This is a genomic window from Saccharothrix deserti (genome assembly GCF_009769385.1).
Lineage (GTDB): Bacteria > Actinomycetota > Actinomycetes > Mycobacteriales > Pseudonocardiaceae > Actinosynnema > Actinosynnema deserti.
This window is the reverse complement of sequence record NZ_VKAB01000015.1, coordinates 219,642-234,685: the sequence shown is the minus strand read 5'-3', so window position 1 is coordinate 234,685 and position 15,044 is coordinate 219,642. Positions and strand designations below refer to the sequence as shown.

Genomic DNA, 15,044 nt, shown 5'->3' with positions numbered 1-15,044 from the left:
AGGGGTCCCCGCCAAGGGGACCCCTGCTTTGATCTTACCGACGGGGTCTGACAATTCCGGGTCGGAACGAGGTCAGAACGATGAGGTCAGAACGAGGCCTCGTCGATGTCCATGAGGGCGTTGTCGGTGGCCTCGGCGATCTTGCGACGCGCGGTCAGCTCCGGCAGCACGGACTTGGCGAAGAACGACGCCACCGCGACCTTGCCCTCGTAGAACGCCTTGTCCTTGGCCGAGACCTGGCCGTCGAGCTTGGTCAGCGCCACGTCGGCCTGGCGCAGCAGCAGCCAGCCCACCAGGACGTCACCCGCCGTCATCAGCAGGCGGACGGTGTTCTGGCCGACCTTGTACAGGTTCCGGACGTCCTCCTGCGAGCTGGTCAGGAAGCCGACCAGCGCGCCGAGCATGCCCTGGAGGTCCTCCAGGCCCTGCTTGAGGAGCGCGCGCTCCTCCTTGAGGCGACCGTTGCCGGCCTCGTTGTCCAGGAACTTCTGGATCTCGCCGTTCAGGAAGCCCAGCGCCTGGCCCTTGTCGCGGATGATCTTCCGGAAGAAGAAGTCCAGCGACTGGATGGCCGTGGTGCCCTCGTACAGCGAGTCGATCTTCGAGTCCCGGATGTACTGCTCGATCGGGTACTCCTGGAGGAAGCCGGAGCCGCCCAGGGTCTGCAGGGACTGCGCCAGCTGCTCGTACGCGCGCTCCGAGCCGACACCCTTGACGATCGGCAGCAGCAGGTCGTTGACCTTCTCCGCCAGCTCCTTCTCCGGGCCGCCCAGCGCGATCTTGTCCTGCTGCGTCGCGGTGTACAGGTAGACCGCGCGCAGGCCCTCGGCGTACGCCTTCTGCAGCATCAGGCTGCGGCGCACGTCCGGGTGGTTGGTGATGGTGACGCGCGGCGCGGTCTTGTCCGTCATCCGGGTCAGGTCGGCGCTCTGCACCCGCTCCTTGGCGTAGGCCAGGGCGTTCAGGTAACCGGTCGACAGGGTGCCGATGGCCTTCGTGCCGACCATCATCCGGGCGTACTCGATGACCTGGAACATCTGCGCGATGCCGTCGTGCACCTCGCCGAGCAGCCAGCCCTTGGCCGGGACGCCGTGCTGGCCGAACGTCAGCTCGCACGTGGTGGAGACCTTGAGGCCCATCTTGTGCTCGACGTTGGTGACGAAGGCGCCGTTGCGCTCGCCGGTCGACTCACCGCTCTGCGGGTCGAAGTGCCACTTCGGCACGAGGAACAGCGACAGGCCCTTGGTGCCCGGCTTCGGCTCGATCCCCGGACCCTCGGGACGGGCGAGCACGAGGTGCATGATGTTCTCGGTCATGTCCTGGTCGCCGGACGTGATGAACCGCTTCACGCCGTCGATGTGCCAGGTGCCGTCGTCCTGGAGCACGGCCTTCGCACGGCCCGCGCCCACGTCGGAACCGGCGTCCGGCTCGGTGAGCACCATCGTGGCGCCCCAGCCGCGCTCGATCATGATCTCGGCCCAGCGCTTCTGCTGCTCGGTGCCGTTGCGGTAGACGACTGCGGCGAAGTTCGGACCGGCCAGGTACATGTAGACGGCCGGGTTGGCGCCCAGGATCAGCTCGGAGGCCGCCCACTGGACCGACGGCGGGATGCCGAAGCCGCCGAGTTCGTTCGGCAGGGACAGGCGGTACCACTCGCCGTCCCAGAGTGCCTGGTACGACTTCTTGAACGATTCCGGCAGCGTTGCCGAGTGGTTCTTCGGGTCGAAGACCGGCGGGTTGCGGTCGGAGTCGGCGAAGGACTCCGCCAGCGGCCCGACCGCCAAGTTGTTGAGCTCGGCAAGCACGCCGCGCGCGGTGTCCTCGTCGGACTGCTCGAACGGCCCCGTGCCGAGGTGGTCCTGCACGTTGAAGACCTCGAAGAGGTTGAACTCGAGGTCTCGGACGTTGCTCTTGTAGTGACCCATCTCGTCGCTCACTCCATGCTGGTCGGGGCGGTCCCCTACTGACCGGTAACAACAGGGTATTACCTGTCAGTAACCCCGGCAAGGCCGGCCACTCGGTTGTGGCGAACCAGACGGCCCTGAGCTGCGGAGTTACCGGGCGCAACGTTCGCTTTGCCGGAGTGCCCCTCGCGTGCGGGGGTAAGTGCTCAAGGGCGGGGCACGCCGCTGGACAGCAGGCCGGCCTGGTAGGCGAGGGACACGGCGTGCGTGCGGTCCCTGGCCCTGAGCTTGCGCAGGATGTTCTTCACGTGCGTCCGCACGGTCTCCACCGACACGTACAGCTCGTTCGCGACCGCCTGGTTCTCCAGCCCGTCCGCGATCAGCTGCAACACCTCGTACTCCCGTCGCGACAGCGACCGCCGCGTCCCCGCCTCCGCCGTCGGCGTGAACCCGGCCGCTAACGGCGCGAGCGTCGGGTCCACGTACGCCCGCTCCGCGTGGGCCCGGGAGATGGCCTGCAGCACCTCACTTATCTCCCCGGCTCTCGGCACCATCCCGTGCACCCCCGCCGACAGCGCCGAACGCACGAACTTCGCCGTCCGGTGCGGCTCGCGCACCAGCGAGATCACCACCAACGCCGGGTCGTTGCCGGTCAACAACGTCGCCAGGTGCCCCTGCGGGTCGAGCAGCGAATCCACCAGCAGCACGTCGGGCCGCAGCCGTTCGTGCATGCGCAACGCCGTGTGCAGGTGCCCGGTGGCGCCCAGCCAGTGCATGGCCGGCGTGCGCCGCACCACGGCCGCCACCCCTTCGCGGAACAGGGGCACGGGGTCCACCAGCGCCACCCCCGGCCCGGAGGCACGCCGATCAACGCCTGGTGTGAGCGGGCGCGCGTTGACACCGGTTCGCATGTCCCTGCGACCGCAACAGGGGCGAGCCATGACGCGAGTTTTCCGAATTACTTTCCGCGCAGCGCGGGTGGATCCGGTCACATACGTGAACAACAGTCACGAATGTGACTCAATGACCATGCGCGGCCTTCCGCCGGACGCAACAGCCTCGTAAGACCTACGTCACACACCCATGTGGGAAGCCGCGCACCGCCGCCGCCGAATCACGCGCTGCCACCCGTGGGCCGAGCACTCGTGGAGGCCTCATGGACACCCTCGACTGGGTCGTCGTCGGTGGGTACTTCTTCGTGATGGTGGCGATCGGCTACTGGTCACGCGGGCGGATCAAGAACATCGCAGACTTCTTCACCGCGGGCGGCAAGATGCCCTGGTGGTTGTCGGGCATCTCGCACCACATGTCCGGTTACAGCGCCGTCATGTTCGTGGCCTTCGCCGCCGAGGCCTACCGCCTCGGCCTGACCGTCTACATCTGGTGGGCGCTCACGATCGGTGTCGGTGTCGGCATCGGCGCGTTCCTCTGGGCGGGCACCTGGAACCGGCTGCGGTCCAAGCACGGCGTCAAATCGCCGCTGGAGTACCTGGCCATCCGCTACAACGTGCCGACCCAGCAGCTCATGGCGTGGGCGGGCGCGGCGCTGAAGGTCGTCGACATCTCGGCCAAGTGGGTCGCGGTCGCGCTGCTCCTCCAGGGCTTCGCGGGCGTCCCGGTGTGGCTCGGCATCACGCTCGTCGGCATCGTCACGATGATCTACTCGGTGATGGGCGGCCTGTGGGCCGACGCGCTGACCGACTTCGGCCAGTTCATCATCCAGGGCCTCGCGGGTATCGCCATGTTCGTCGCGGTCGCCGCGCACTTCGGCGGTATCAGCTTCATGTGGGAGATCTGGGACCAGCTGCCCGAGTCCCACTCCGAGCCGCTGACCGGCCAGTACACGCTGATCTTCTTCATGGCGCTGTTCCTGATCAAGACGCTGGAGTACAACGGCGGCATGTGGAACCTGGCGCAGCGCTACATGGCCGCGCCGTCCGGCGCCGCCGCCAAGCGCTCCGCCCTGCTGTCCAGCGCGCTGTGGCTGCTCTGGCCGCTGATCCTGTTCTTCCCGATGTGGGCGGCGCCGCTGATCGTGCCCGGCATGGAGGGCAACGCCGAGCAGGCCTACGTCGAGATGGGCAAGATGATGCTGCCCGCGGGCATGATCGGCCTGATCCTGGCGGGCTTCTTCTCGCACACCATGGCGATGGTGTCCTCGGACGCCAACGTGATCTCCGCGGTCATCACCCGGGACATGCTGCCCAAGCTGTGGAAGGGCGTGACGCGGCTCACCGAGCCGGCGCAGTTGCAGCTGGCGCGGATCACCACGTTCGCGTTCATCGGCCTGAGCATGACGGTCGCGTTGACCGCGGACACCAAGGGATTCGTGCTCAAGATCGTGATCGCGCTGGTGGCGGCCACGATGGGGCCGATCGCGATCCCGTTGATGCTCGGCATGCTGCCGTGGTTCAAGAAGGTCGGCCCGACCGCCGCGACGACCACGGTGATCGGTGGCCTCACCACGTGGGCCGTGCTGTACGTCCTGCAGATGAACAAGGTCGAGTTCGTCACCCAGGCGGTGATCGTGTCCTGGCCGCTGCTGGTGTCGCTGGTGCTCTACCTGGTGATCGGGCTCGTCATCAAGCCGGAGCCGTCGGCCGAGCGGGACGCGCTGGTCGACTCGCTGCAGTCCGACCCCGACGACGAGAAGGTGCCCGCGCGGGCGTGACCACGTCCTGTTGATCTGTGGGCCACGTTATCTGTGGGCCGTGTTATCTGTGCGACGCGTCATCTCCGCTGTGCGGGCGCCCTTCCGCGCCCGCACAGTGGGGTGATGGACGGTTGGCGACCGCGGGACGAGGCCGAGTCGGCCGCCGGGTGGAAGCTGTGGCTGGCGCTGAGCAGCCGGTTGTGGCCGTCGGCCGAGTGGGACGGCACACCGGCGGCGGCCGTCGGCGGGCTGCGGGCGGTCCTGGCCGAGTGCGACGGGATCCGCGGCACGTACGCCGGTGATCCCTCGGCGGCGGTGCTGCGGCTGGTCGACTCGGTGGTGTTCGTGGTGAGCCTGCCGGTGGAGCTGTGGCGGGACGACGAGCTGCCGGTCGACGCGGACCGGGCGGCGTTGCTGCACAGCGACCTGGCGGGCGTGGTCGAGCACGCGGCCGACGTGCGTGCCGTGCTGGCGCGCGGTGGGGGTTGGGCGGAGCTGGAAGCCCGCTGAAGCCCGCGGTAAAGCGATTGCCCCGACTCGTACGTTCGGAAGGTGGACGAGGGGATCCGGGAGTTCTACGCGCAGGGCTTCGAACAGGGGCGGTTGCGCGCCGGGAACGGGCGGCTGGAGTTCTTGCGCACGCAGGAGGCAGTACCTGGTGATGCTCGCCCTGTGGGGCCGCGCGCCGCTGTCGGTGAAGGAGCTGAGCCGGTTGCTGGCGTTGGAACCCGCCACCCTGTCGCCGCTGCTCAAGCGGCTGGAGGCGATCGGGTACGTGACGCGGTCGCGGGACGCGGCGGACGAGCGGCTGCTCGCCGTGACGCTGACCGAGGCCGGTGCGGCGTTGCGCGAGCGGGCGTTGGCGATCCCGCCCGCGGTGGTGGAGCGGTTGGGCATGTCGTTGGACGAGCTGCGCGACCTGCACTCCGTGTTGACCAGGGTGATCGCCGCGACGGAGCGGACGTGAGCAGGCCCGCCGTGCCGCTGCGGGTGTGGTACCTGCTCGGCGGCAGACTCCCGTTACGCCACCGCGAGTGGGTGTTCCGGCAGGCGACCAAGCCGACGTGGCTGGCGTGGTTCACCGTGAGGGCGTTCCTCCAACCACCGGATGACGAAGTACGGCTACCCGGCGGGCGCGGCGGCGGCCGTGCGCAAGGAGCGGACGCGGCGGGACCAGGAGCGCTACGAGCGGGTGTGGCGTTCGGCTGGGTAGTGCACGTGGAGTGCACGGTGACGCTCTAGCCCGACCGTGACGAAGGCCCAGGTCAGGACCGGAAACCGGCTTTGACCTGGGCCTTCGTTCACTTGAGCGGGTGACGGGAATCGAACCCGCCTCTACAGCTTGGGAAGCTGTCGTTCTACCAATGAACTACACCCGCGTGTTGCGTGCCCGATCATACACATAGGCTGTCCCCGTGCTGCTAAGTGACCGCGATCTGCGCAAAGAGGTCGACTCCGGCCGGTTGGTGTTGGAGCCGTTCGACGACGTCATGGTGCAGCCGTCCAGCATCGACGTGCGGCTGGACCGGTTCTTCCGGGTCTTCAACAACACCCGGTACACGCACATCGACCCCGCCATGCAGCAGGACGACCTGACCTCGCTGGTCGAGCCGGCCGACGACGAGCCGTTCGTGCTGCACCCCGGCGAGTTCGTGCTCGGCTCGACGTTCGAGCTCGTCACCCTCCCCGACGACCTGGCGGGCCGGCTGGAGGGCAAGTCCTCGCTCGGCCGCCTCGGTCTCCTGACGCACTCCACGGCGGGGTTCATCGACCCCGGCTTCTCGGGCCACATCACGCTCGAACTGTCGAACGTCGCCAACCTGCCCATCACCCTCTGGCCGGGCATGAAGATCGGTCAGCTGTGCCTGTTCCGGCTCAGCAGCTCGGCCGAGTTCCCGTACGGCTCGGCCCAGGCGGGCTCCCGCTACCAGGGACAACGCGGCCCCACGCCGTCGCGCGCCTACCTGAACTTCCACCGCACGGACACCAAGCGCTAGAGCTTCAGCTCCCCGTACCTGGCCAGCACGCGCGACCGCAGCTCCGGATCGGTCCTCGGCACCGGCTCCAGGAACACCTCGTCCAGCTCGGGGTGCGCGGCCCGCAGTTCGGCGTCGATCCGCACGCACGCCCGTTCCAGGTCGGCGGCACCCAACGCGTCGTCGAAGTCGAGCCGCGCGCACACCAGCACCCGGTCCGTGCCGACCGCCATCGTCAGCAGGTCCACCACCTGCTCGACCTCCGGCGCCTCCCGCAGCCGGGACCACACCGCGCGCACCAGCACCGGGTCGGCCTGCCTGCCGATGAGCAGCCCCCGGTTCGTCGACGCCAACGTGTACGCGGCGAACGCCAGCAGCACCCCGATCGCCAACGACGCCACGCCGTCCCACACCGAAGACCCGGTCAGCTGGTGCAGCCCCAGCCCGCCGAACGCGAGCAGCAGCCCGACCAGCGCCGCCGAGTCCTCCAGGAACACGGTCTTCACCGTCGGGTCGTCCGACACCCGCAGGAACGCGAGCACCGACCGCCCTTCGGCCCGCGCCTCCCGCCGCACCTGCCGCACGGCCTGCGTCCACGACACCGACTCCAGCGCGAACGCGATGCCCAGCACGACGTATCCGACGAGAGGGCTGCTCTGCTCCTCGGGCGCGCCGAACACCGTCCGGAAGCCCTCGTAGAACGCGAACACCGCACCGGACACGAAGATGGACACCGCCGCGAGCAGCGACCAGAAGTACCGGTCCTTGCCGTAGCCGAACGGGTGTCTGCGGTCCGCGGGCCGGGCCGACCGGCGCAGCGCGGTCAGCAGCAGGGCCTCGGTGAACGTGTCGGCGACCGAGTGCGCCGCCTCGGACATCATCGCCGCCGACCCCGTGATCACCCCGGCGACCGCTTTCATCACCGCGATGGCGAGGTTCACCGCCAGGGCGAGCAGGACGGTGAGCGTGCTCTCGCCGCCCTTCGGCTGGTCTGGTGCCATGCCCCGACGTTGGGCCCGACGGGCAAGATCCGCGCGGCTGTGACCGCCGTCACGAAACGATCATGATCATGGTTGCGACGACGAGGTGTCACATCCATTCTCGGGGGGAATTCCAGGTGCGAAACCTGACCGGTCGCTTGGCGGCCGTGTTCACGGCCGCCATCGCGGTTGCCATGACGAGCGGTGGTCCTGCGGGGGCGCAGGAGGACACCGTCACGATTGAAGGCCTGGTGTGGTTGGACCGCAACTCCAACGGCGTGGTCGACGCCCCGGAGCCGGGGCTCGCCAAAGCCCGCGGCGTGCGCGTCTACGACGCCACGACGAAGCTGCACATCAAGGACGTCGGCACCGACGAGAACGGCCGCTACAAGGCCGAGGGGCTGCCGAACGTCCCGCTCGCGATCTACAGCCACAACGCCGACGTCTACCTGTCGACGACCAAGTCGACGTTCAACCCCGTCAACGGCGGCGGCACGTTCGACTTCGGCATCAGGGGCGCGTACCTGCCGGTCCCCTGCTGGGTCGACAGCGACGGGAACCGCAGCTACGACGGCGAGCCGCCGCCACCCGGGGGCTGCCCGCTCCGCATCACCGGCGGGCCCGGCGTCGACCGGCCGGTCGACCCGCCCAACGCGGTCGCCAACATCACGCACTTCGCGGACGTGCCCTCGGGCGAGTACACCGTCACCGCGGGCACGCTGTTCGACCAGGGGCTCGCCCTGATCGAACCGACCAAGCAGAACCACGTCGACTGGGTGACGTACACCAAGAAGATCACGGTCAACGTCGGCCAGTCCGAACCGTGGATCGAGGCGGGTTACTTCGCGGCCGAGGGCGACATGGCCTACACCGCGCGGGTCGAGCCGGCCGAGGACGGTTACCGGATCGGTGACGAGGTCGACGTCGTCGTGCCGATCACGAACAAGGGCGACGTGCCGGAGCGGGCGGAGTTCGTGCTCGGCGAGCCGTTCGACGAGCAGGCCGAGAAGCTGTCGGTCAGCGACAACGTCGAGTCGGACGGCTCCAACCTCTACACGCTGAAGGACCGCCTGCTGCCGGGCGCGACGGCCGAGGTGCGCTTCAAGCTCAGGATCAAGACCGCGTTCAGCATGGTCAACGTGGTGGGGACCCACATCAACGAACTGCCCGACGCCGATTTCGGCAACAACGTCGTGAAGTTCCCGGTGCGGGTCGACGACGGCACGACCACCCAGCCGACCACGCCCGTCGAGACCACCACGACGACCACCGCGGCGCCGACGACCACGACCACGACCACGGCGCCGGCTGTCGTCCAGGTCGCGGGTGGCAGCGGGTTGGCGAGCACGGGCGCGGTGCCGTTGCCGTTGCTGGCGATCGGCGGGCTGCTGGTCGGCGGAGGCGCGTTGACCTTCTTGGCGGCACGCAGGCGTCGTCGCGCCTGACCCGTTTGGACGACCGCCACCGTTAGCCTGCGGCATGGGCATTTTGGTGCACGTACTGCTGACGGCGGTGGCGGTCTGGGTTGCCACGGTCATTCCGGGCATCGACCTGGATGCGGGCGCGTCGACGCCCGCGAAGATCGGCACGCTGATCGGCGTCGCGCTGCTGTTCGGTCTGGTCAACGCGGTGGTCAAGCCGCTGGTGAAGTTCTTCGGCTGCCTGTTCTACCTGGTCACGCTGGGGCTCATCGGCCTGGTGGTGAACGCGCTGCTGTTCTGGCTGACCGGGTGGCTGGCCGGCGAGCTCGGCCTGCCGTTCGAGGTCAGCGGCTTCTGGCCGGCGTTCTTCGGCGCCATCATCGTGGCCCTCACGAGCTGGATCCTGAACATCGTCTACGACCGCATCACCGAGCGCGGCTGAAAGCCCCGCGCGACAAGTCAGGCATGACAACGCCCCTCGGTCCGAACTCCGACCGAGGGGCGTCGCGCGTCCGCGAGCGACTCAGCCGGAGGTGGCCTTGTCCTCGTCCGGCAGCGGGGTGCCGGTGGGGGTTTCGTCCGTCGGCACGTCCTGGCGCTCCCGCTCCTGGCCGCGGCGCACGGCGGTCAGCAGGAGCTGCGCCACGTCCACGACCTCGACGTGCGAGCCGGCCGCGCCCTCGTTCTGCCGGGCCGTCACACCGTCGGTCAACATCACGCGGCAGAACGGGCAGCCCGTCGCGATCTTCGACGGCGCGGTGCCCAGGGCCTCGTCCACCCGGTCGACGTTGATGCGCTTGCCGATCCGCTCCTCCATCCACATGCGAGCGCCGCCGGCGCCGCAGCACATGGAACGGTCACCGTGGCGCGGCATCTCGCGCAGCGTCGCGCCCGACGCACCGACCAGCTCGCGCGGCGCCTCGTAGACCTTGTTGTGCCGGCCCAGGTAGCACGGGTCGTGGTAGGTGACGTCCTCCGCGATCTCCGCCACCGGCACCAGCCGGCGCTCGCGCACCAGCTTGTTGAGCAGCTGCGTGTGGTGCACGACCTCGAACTGGCCGCCCACCTGCGGGTACTCGTTGGCCAGGGTGTTGAAGCAGTGCGCGCACGTCACGACGATCTTGCGCTGACCGGGCGCACGACCGTCGAACACGGTGTTGAGCACCTCGACGTTCTGCTGCGCCAGCATCTGGAACAGGAACTCGTTGCCCGCGCGCCGTGCCGGGTCGCCGGTGCACGTCTCCTCCGGCCCGAGGACCGTGTACTTGACGTCCGCGGTGTGCAGCAGCTCGGCCACCGCCCGCGTGGTCTTCTTCGCCCGGTCCTCGAACGCGCCCGCGCAGCCGACCCAGAACAGGTACTCGGTGTCGCCCAGCTCGCCGTCGAACACCGGCACGTCGAAGTCCAGGCCCTCGGTCCACGCCAGGCGGTCCTTGGCGTTCTGGCCCCACGGGTTGCCCTTGTTCTCCAGGTTCTTGAACATGCCGCCCAGCTCGGACGGGAAGTTCGACTCGATCAGCACCTGGTAGCGGCGCATGTCGACGATGTGGTCGACGTGCTCGATGTCCACCGGGCACTGCTCGACGCACGCGCCGCACGTGGTGCACGACCACAGCACCTCGGGGTCGATGACGCCCAGCTCGTCCGCGCCGCCGATCAGCGGGCGCTCGGACTCGGCCATCGCCAGCACGTCGATGGACTCCAGGCGCTTCTTGTAGTCCTCGTACTTGTCCTCGGTCAGGCCGACCTCGTCGCCCGCCATGTCCTTGCTTCCGCCGGCCAGCAGGTACGGGGCCTTGGCGAACGCGTGGTCGCGCAGCTGGGTGATGACCAGCTTCGGCGACAGCGGCTTGCCGGTGTTCCACGCCGGGCACTGCGACTGGCAGCGACCGCACTCGGTGCAGGTGCTGAAGTCCAGCCAGCCCTTCCAGGAGAAGTCCTCGACCTTGCCGACGCCGAACACGTCCTTGTCGGGGTCGGCTTCCTCCAGGTCGAGGACCTGGCCGCCGCTCATCATCGGCTTCAACGCGCCGAGCGCGACGCCGCCGTCGTCCTCGCGCTTGAAGTAGATGTTGAAGAACGCGCTGAACCGGTGCCAGGCGACGCCCATGGTCAGGTTCTTGGCCACCACGATCAGCCAGATCATGCCGGACAGCAGCTTGGTGATCGCCATGATCGAGACCCAGTCCGGGCTCGCGGGCAGGACCTCCGCCAGCGGCGCGGTGACGAACGACGACCACAGCGGCGGGTCCTCCAGGCCGGAGGCCTGCTTGAACGCCTTCACGCCGAGGATGCCCAGACCCTCGATGATCACGACCGCTTCCACGAAGTACGCGGCCTTGAAGTTCGAGCCCGCGAACCTCGACACCCGGTCGGCGCGGCGCGGGTGGTTGAGCTGGCGGATGACCGCCAGCGCGACGCCGCCGACCACGGTGCCGATGCCGAGCAGTTCGACCAGCAGGGACCACAGCGACCAGGTGCCGATGACGGGCCAGTGGAAGCCGGGGTAGAAGACCTCGCCGTAGGCCTCGAACAGCACCGCGGAGCCGATGAGGAAGCCCCACATCACCATCCAGTGCCAGGGTGCGACCTTGCGGAACTTGGCCATCCGGGTGTGCGCGGCGAACTCCACGATCAACGTGCGCAGCCGGGGCACGAACGGCCCGTTGCGGGTCGCGTCGGGCTGGCCGAGGCGGATGATCTTGACCATCCGCACGACACCGGCGACGAACAGACCCCAGGCGTACACGCTGACGGCGACGCCGATGGCGCCGAGGGTGAGCTGGAGGGCTCCCATTGTGGTGGCGGCCTTTCTCGTCCGTTCTCCTGGCTGGGCAGCCTACGCCCGCTTACTCACCGGTAACCACTTGGACGTGGTCGATTGCATAGGGCTGTAGACTAGTGGAACAGACGTTCAAGTTGTTGGAGGCGGGCCGTGCTCGTGTACCTGGCGCTCGCCGTGGCGATCCTCGGTGAGGTGACCGCAACCGTGTCCCTCAAGTTGTCCGAGGGGTTCAGCAAGCCGATCCCGTCCGCGGTGGTCGTCGTGGGTTACGTCATCGCGTTCGGCGCGTTGAGCAAGGTGCTGCAACTCGGCATGCCGATCGGCGCGGCGTACGCGATCTGGTGCGCGTTCGGGATCGCGGCCGTCGCCGGTGTCGGGGTGGTGCTGTTCAAGGAGCCGTTGAACGCCACGACGGTGGCCGGGCTGCTGCTGGTGGTCCTGGGCGTGGTGGCCATCGAAATGGGTGGCCGTGCCGGGGCCTGACGGGCGTCGGGCGCGCGGCGACCGGCGTCGGCGAGCGATCCTGGAGGCCACCCTGCGGGTCGTCGAGCGGGACGGCGTGGCGGGGGTGAGCCACCGGTCCGTGGCACGTGAGGCGGACGTGCCGCCGACGTCGACCACTTATTACTACGCGACGTTGGACGACCTGCTGATCGCCACCCTGACGTGGTCGGCCGACCAGATGGCTTCGAGCTTCCGCAAGGTGTCGCTGACGCCGGTGGCGGTGGCTCGGTTCATCGCGGACGCGGTCGGCGAGCACCGGGGGCGGACGCTGGCGGAGTACGAGCTGTACCTGCTGGCGGCACGCCGGCCCGAGCTGCGTCCGGCGGCGCGCCGGTGGATCTCGCTGATGACCGAAGTCATCGGTCCGTGGGACCCGGTGGCGCTTCGGTCACTCCTCGCGGCCGTCGACGGGCTGCTGATCCAGGGCTTGATCGCGGATTTCCCCCCAATGGCGGAGGAATTGGAGCCCGTCGTGTCCCTTCTGATGCTTGGCGGATGACCTTCGCGCGGGACACTGGTGACATGAGGTTCGCCGGTCGTGAGTCGTGGCAGGTGTCGCACGGGACGAATCAGACGGTCAACACCGCTCTGTTCATCCGCGACACGCTCGCGCTCTCGGTCGAGACCGTGCCCGAACTGCCCGGCCTCGACCCTTCGGTGCCGGTCGTCGTGCCGCCGGGGGTCGACCGCGCGGCGGCGGCCGAGGAGTGGCTGGGCTGGTGGGCCGACGTGCTCGACCACGCCCGCGCCGAGCTGCCCAGCAGCGCGCCGGACGACCCGACCGGGCCGTCGTTGCAGATCAGGCCCGCGTTGCGGGCGGCGGTGCTGGCGCTGGGCGCGGCGGCCGTCGAGTACGACCACCGTTACGCGACGTCACGGGGTGCGCTGCCGATCGGTGAGGTGGTGCGCGGCGTGGAGACCCGGATCGGCCGGTACGTGCGCCCGTTCCGCCTGGTCATCACCGAGGTCCCGGTCCAGGGCCTGGTCTGGGAGCGCATGACCGACTCGCACGTGATCGCCTCCCAGCGCTTCCTCAGCGACCCGGCCCGCTCCGCCCCCGCCCTCCGCGAAGTAGTCGAATCCCTAGCCTGACCACGAGAGTCGAACCCCCAGACCGCGAGAGTCCTACGTTCACGACGCGTGTGTCCTACGTTCAGAGCGCGAGAGTCCTACGTTCAGAGCGCGAGAGTCCTACGTTCGGAACGCGTGTGTCCTACGTTCAGGACCCCCGAATTCAACGCTCAGGACGGTGCGAGTCGCGTGCTCGGGCACCGCGCGGTCGCCGGCGGCAGAGGTAGGGACAGCCCCCGTATCGGGTCGGGGGTCTTCCTGGTGGGCCGGTCGGCCGGCTGCCCCTAACTTGAACGTCAGCAACATTGACGCCTGAGGGGGCAGCGGTGGTTAACCGGATCGCGTTGGCGGCTGTGGCGGTGGCCGCGGCGGTGGCGCTCACGTCCTGCGTGCGGCTCGTGCAGAACGGCTTCGACGACTCGCACTCGGTATCCGACCAGGTGACCGAGGTCCGGCTGCAGAACGGCTCGGGCGACGTCATCGTCCGCAGCCGCACCGGCGGGGGCGACAACACCGAGATCCGCCGGCGCGTCGAGTACCCCAAGGACATGGACAAGCCCGGTGTCTCCCACCGCATGGAGGGCTCCACCCTGGTCCTCGACGGCTGCGGCAGCCAGTGCTCGGTGGACTACGAGGTCACCGTCCCCTCCAAAGAGGTCCGGATCACCGGCGAGAACAACTCCGGCGACGTCCGCCTCGAAGGCGTAGCCGGCGTCGACGTCGAGATCGGCTCCGGCGACGCGACGGTCCGTGCCGTGTCCGGCGCGGTCCGCATCAGCAACGGCTCGGGCGACCTCGACGTGGCCGACGTCGCCGGCGACTTCACCGGCGAGATCGGCTCCGGCAACGCCAAGCTGTCGGACATGCGCGGCCCGGTCACCATCGACAACCGCTCCGGTGACGTCCACGTGCGGATGACCGCGGTCGTCTCCGTGCGTGCCGAGGCGGACAGCGGCAACCTGACCGTCGACGTGCCCCAAGGCGCCTACAACGTCGACGTGGAGTCGGGCAGCGGTGACACAGCCGTCGACGTCAAGGACGACCCGAACGCGTCCGCCGCACTGGTCCTGCGCGCCCGCAGCGGAGACGTGACGGTCAGCGGCGCCTAGGACACCGCCTAGGCGTTCTGCTCGTACGCCGCCAGCAGCAGCGCCTCCACCTCGCCGTCCACCTCGTCGGCCCCGGTCAGCGACACCTTGTGCGTCGACTGGCCGGGGCCGCCCGGCGTCAACCGGGCGCTGTCCGGCGCGGTGGTGAACCGCAGCCCCAGGTCGACCCGCGACGCCAGCGCCTGCACGGCCGCGAACTGCCGCCCCCGCACGAACGGCACGTAGGTCGCCCGCCCCTCGGCCCGCACGTCCTCGCCCAGCCCGAGGGCGAGCGTCGCGATACGGTCGAACAGCGGTCGCAGCACCTCCTTGCGCCCCGAGTACTGCGACTCGACGTGCTCCGCGAACGTCGGCTCGGCCCACCCGGCCCGCCGCGCCGCCGCGTCCGCGATCGCCCACTGCGAGTTCTGCTTCACGCCGTGCACGTCCCGCAGCCACGCCCGCACGGTCTTCCGATCCACCGGGTCGAGCGAACTCGCCTCGACCAGCGCGACCCATTCGTCCAGCGTGCGGCCGGTGCGGGCGAGCATCGACCCGGACACCGCGGCCATCATGTCGGCGGGTTCCTTCACAACGACGAGTGTCCCGGATCACCCCGCCCCGGGAACACCGGAACCGCCCCGTCCGTTGGACAGGCAGAA

General features: G+C 69.1%; 15 protein-coding genes, 1 tRNA gene and 1 pseudogene. 11 read left to right on the top strand and 6 right to left on the bottom strand.

All coding sequences use genetic code 11. The features are described 5' to 3' along the window. Nucleotides 1-86 precede the first annotated feature (86 nt). Both FM051_RS24820 and FM051_RS24815 read right to left on the bottom strand, forming a co-directional pair. On the bottom strand, nt 87-1,925 hold the full coding sequence (locus tag FM051_RS24820) for an acyl-CoA dehydrogenase (protein ID WP_158847502.1): 1,839 nt from the start codon (nt 1,923-1,925) through the stop codon (nt 87-89). Between the two features lie 185 nt (nt 1,926-2,110). Continuing rightward, nucleotides 2,111-2,740 (bottom strand): response regulator transcription factor, encoded by a 630-nt coding sequence (locus FM051_RS24815; RefSeq protein WP_238412625.1) that lies wholly within the window; start codon nt 2,738-2,740, stop codon nt 2,111-2,113. Nucleotides 2,741-3,060: 320 nt separating this feature from the next. On the opposite strand from FM051_RS24815, the gene FM051_RS24810 reads away from it, so the two are divergent. From FM051_RS24810 to FM051_RS24795, 4 genes and pseudogenes are all read left to right on the top strand, one after another. Further along, the gene (locus FM051_RS24810) at nt 3,061-4,575 is read left to right on the top strand and encodes a sodium:solute symporter family protein (protein ID WP_158847294.1); all 1,515 of its coding nucleotides are present in this window, start codon (nt 3,061-3,063) and stop codon (nt 4,573-4,575) included. Nucleotides 4,576-4,680: 105 nt separating this feature from the next. Continuing rightward, nucleotides 4,681-5,067, top strand: a complete 387-nt coding sequence (locus FM051_RS24805; protein WP_158847293.1) for a hypothetical protein — start codon at nt 4,681-4,683, stop codon at nt 5,065-5,067. Nucleotides 5,068-5,206: 139 nt separating this feature from the next. After that, a pseudogene (locus tag FM051_RS24800) lies at nt 5,207-5,524 on the top strand (MarR family winged helix-turn-helix transcriptional regulator); the annotation flags it as partial. Then, the gene (locus FM051_RS24795) at nt 5,521-5,799 is read left to right on the top strand and encodes a DUF5313 family protein (RefSeq protein WP_158847291.1); all 279 of its coding nucleotides are present in this window, start codon (nt 5,521-5,523) and stop codon (nt 5,797-5,799) included. The pseudogene FM051_RS24800 and the gene FM051_RS24795, both read left to right, overlap by 4 nt. A gap of 66 nt (nt 5,800-5,865) precedes the next feature. On the opposite strand, the gene FM051_RS24790 is transcribed toward FM051_RS24795, so the two are convergent. Further along, nucleotides 5,866-5,936: transfer RNA gene (locus FM051_RS24790), tRNA-Gly, on the bottom strand. Nucleotides 5,937-5,972: 36 nt separating this feature from the next. Between FM051_RS24790 and dcd the strand changes: the two genes are divergently transcribed. Beyond that, nucleotides 5,973-6,554 carry a dCTP deaminase gene (dcd, locus tag FM051_RS24785; protein ID WP_158847289.1) on the top strand — a complete coding sequence of 194 codons (582 nt, stop codon included), beginning with the start codon at nt 5,973-5,975 and terminating at the stop codon, nt 6,552-6,554. Here dcd and FM051_RS24780 read toward each other — a convergent pair. Then, on the bottom strand, nt 6,551-7,534 hold the full coding sequence (locus tag FM051_RS24780) for a cation diffusion facilitator family transporter (protein ID WP_158847287.1): 984 nt from the start codon (nt 7,532-7,534) through the stop codon (nt 6,551-6,553). The genes dcd and FM051_RS24780 overlap by 4 nt on opposite strands. A gap of 116 nt (nt 7,535-7,650) precedes the next feature. Here FM051_RS24780 and FM051_RS24775 point away from each other — a divergent pair, with 116 nt between their 5' ends. Both FM051_RS24775 and FM051_RS24770 read left to right on the top strand, forming a co-directional pair. Continuing rightward, complete coding sequence (locus FM051_RS24775; RefSeq protein WP_158847285.1) at nt 7,651-8,958, top strand: hypothetical protein; 1,308 nt, start codon at nt 7,651-7,653, stop codon at nt 8,956-8,958. A 34-nt stretch (nt 8,959-8,992) separates the two neighbouring features. Then, nucleotides 8,993-9,376, top strand: a complete 384-nt coding sequence (locus tag FM051_RS24770) for a phage holin family protein (RefSeq protein ID WP_158847283.1) — start codon at nt 8,993-8,995, stop codon at nt 9,374-9,376. 81 nt (nt 9,377-9,457) lie between these two features. Here FM051_RS24770 and FM051_RS24765 read toward each other — a convergent pair whose 3' ends face one another. Next, nucleotides 9,458-11,731, bottom strand: a complete 2,274-nt coding sequence (locus FM051_RS24765) for a (Fe-S)-binding protein (protein ID WP_158847281.1) — start codon at nt 11,729-11,731, stop codon at nt 9,458-9,460. Nucleotides 11,732-11,869: 138 nt separating this feature from the next. On the opposite strand from FM051_RS24765, the gene FM051_RS24760 reads away from it, so the two are divergent. From FM051_RS24760 to FM051_RS24745, 4 genes are all read left to right on the top strand, one after another. Further along, nucleotides 11,870-12,202: a DMT family transporter gene (locus FM051_RS24760; protein WP_158847279.1), complete on the top strand. Its 333-nt coding sequence runs from the start codon at nt 11,870-11,872 to the stop codon at nt 12,200-12,202. Then, nucleotides 12,189-12,722, top strand: coding sequence for a TetR/AcrR family transcriptional regulator (locus tag FM051_RS24755; protein ID WP_158847277.1), 534 nt, complete (start codon nt 12,189-12,191; stop codon nt 12,720-12,722). The genes FM051_RS24760 and FM051_RS24755 overlap by 14 nt, the downstream gene beginning before the upstream one ends. A 23-nt stretch (nt 12,723-12,745) precedes the next feature. Next, nucleotides 12,746-13,315, top strand: a complete 570-nt coding sequence (locus tag FM051_RS24750; protein ID WP_158847275.1) for a hypothetical protein — start codon at nt 12,746-12,748, stop codon at nt 13,313-13,315. A gap of 305 nt (nt 13,316-13,620) precedes the next feature. Continuing rightward, nucleotides 13,621-14,403, top strand: a complete 783-nt coding sequence (locus FM051_RS24745; RefSeq protein ID WP_158847272.1) for a DUF4097 family beta strand repeat-containing protein — start codon at nt 13,621-13,623, stop codon at nt 14,401-14,403. 8 nt (nt 14,404-14,411) lie between these two features. Here FM051_RS24745 and FM051_RS24740 read toward each other — a convergent pair whose 3' ends face one another. Next, nucleotides 14,412-14,975, bottom strand: a complete 564-nt coding sequence (locus tag FM051_RS24740) for a DUF5655 domain-containing protein (RefSeq protein ID WP_202918998.1) — start codon at nt 14,973-14,975, stop codon at nt 14,412-14,414. Nucleotides 14,976-15,044 lie beyond the last annotated feature (69 nt).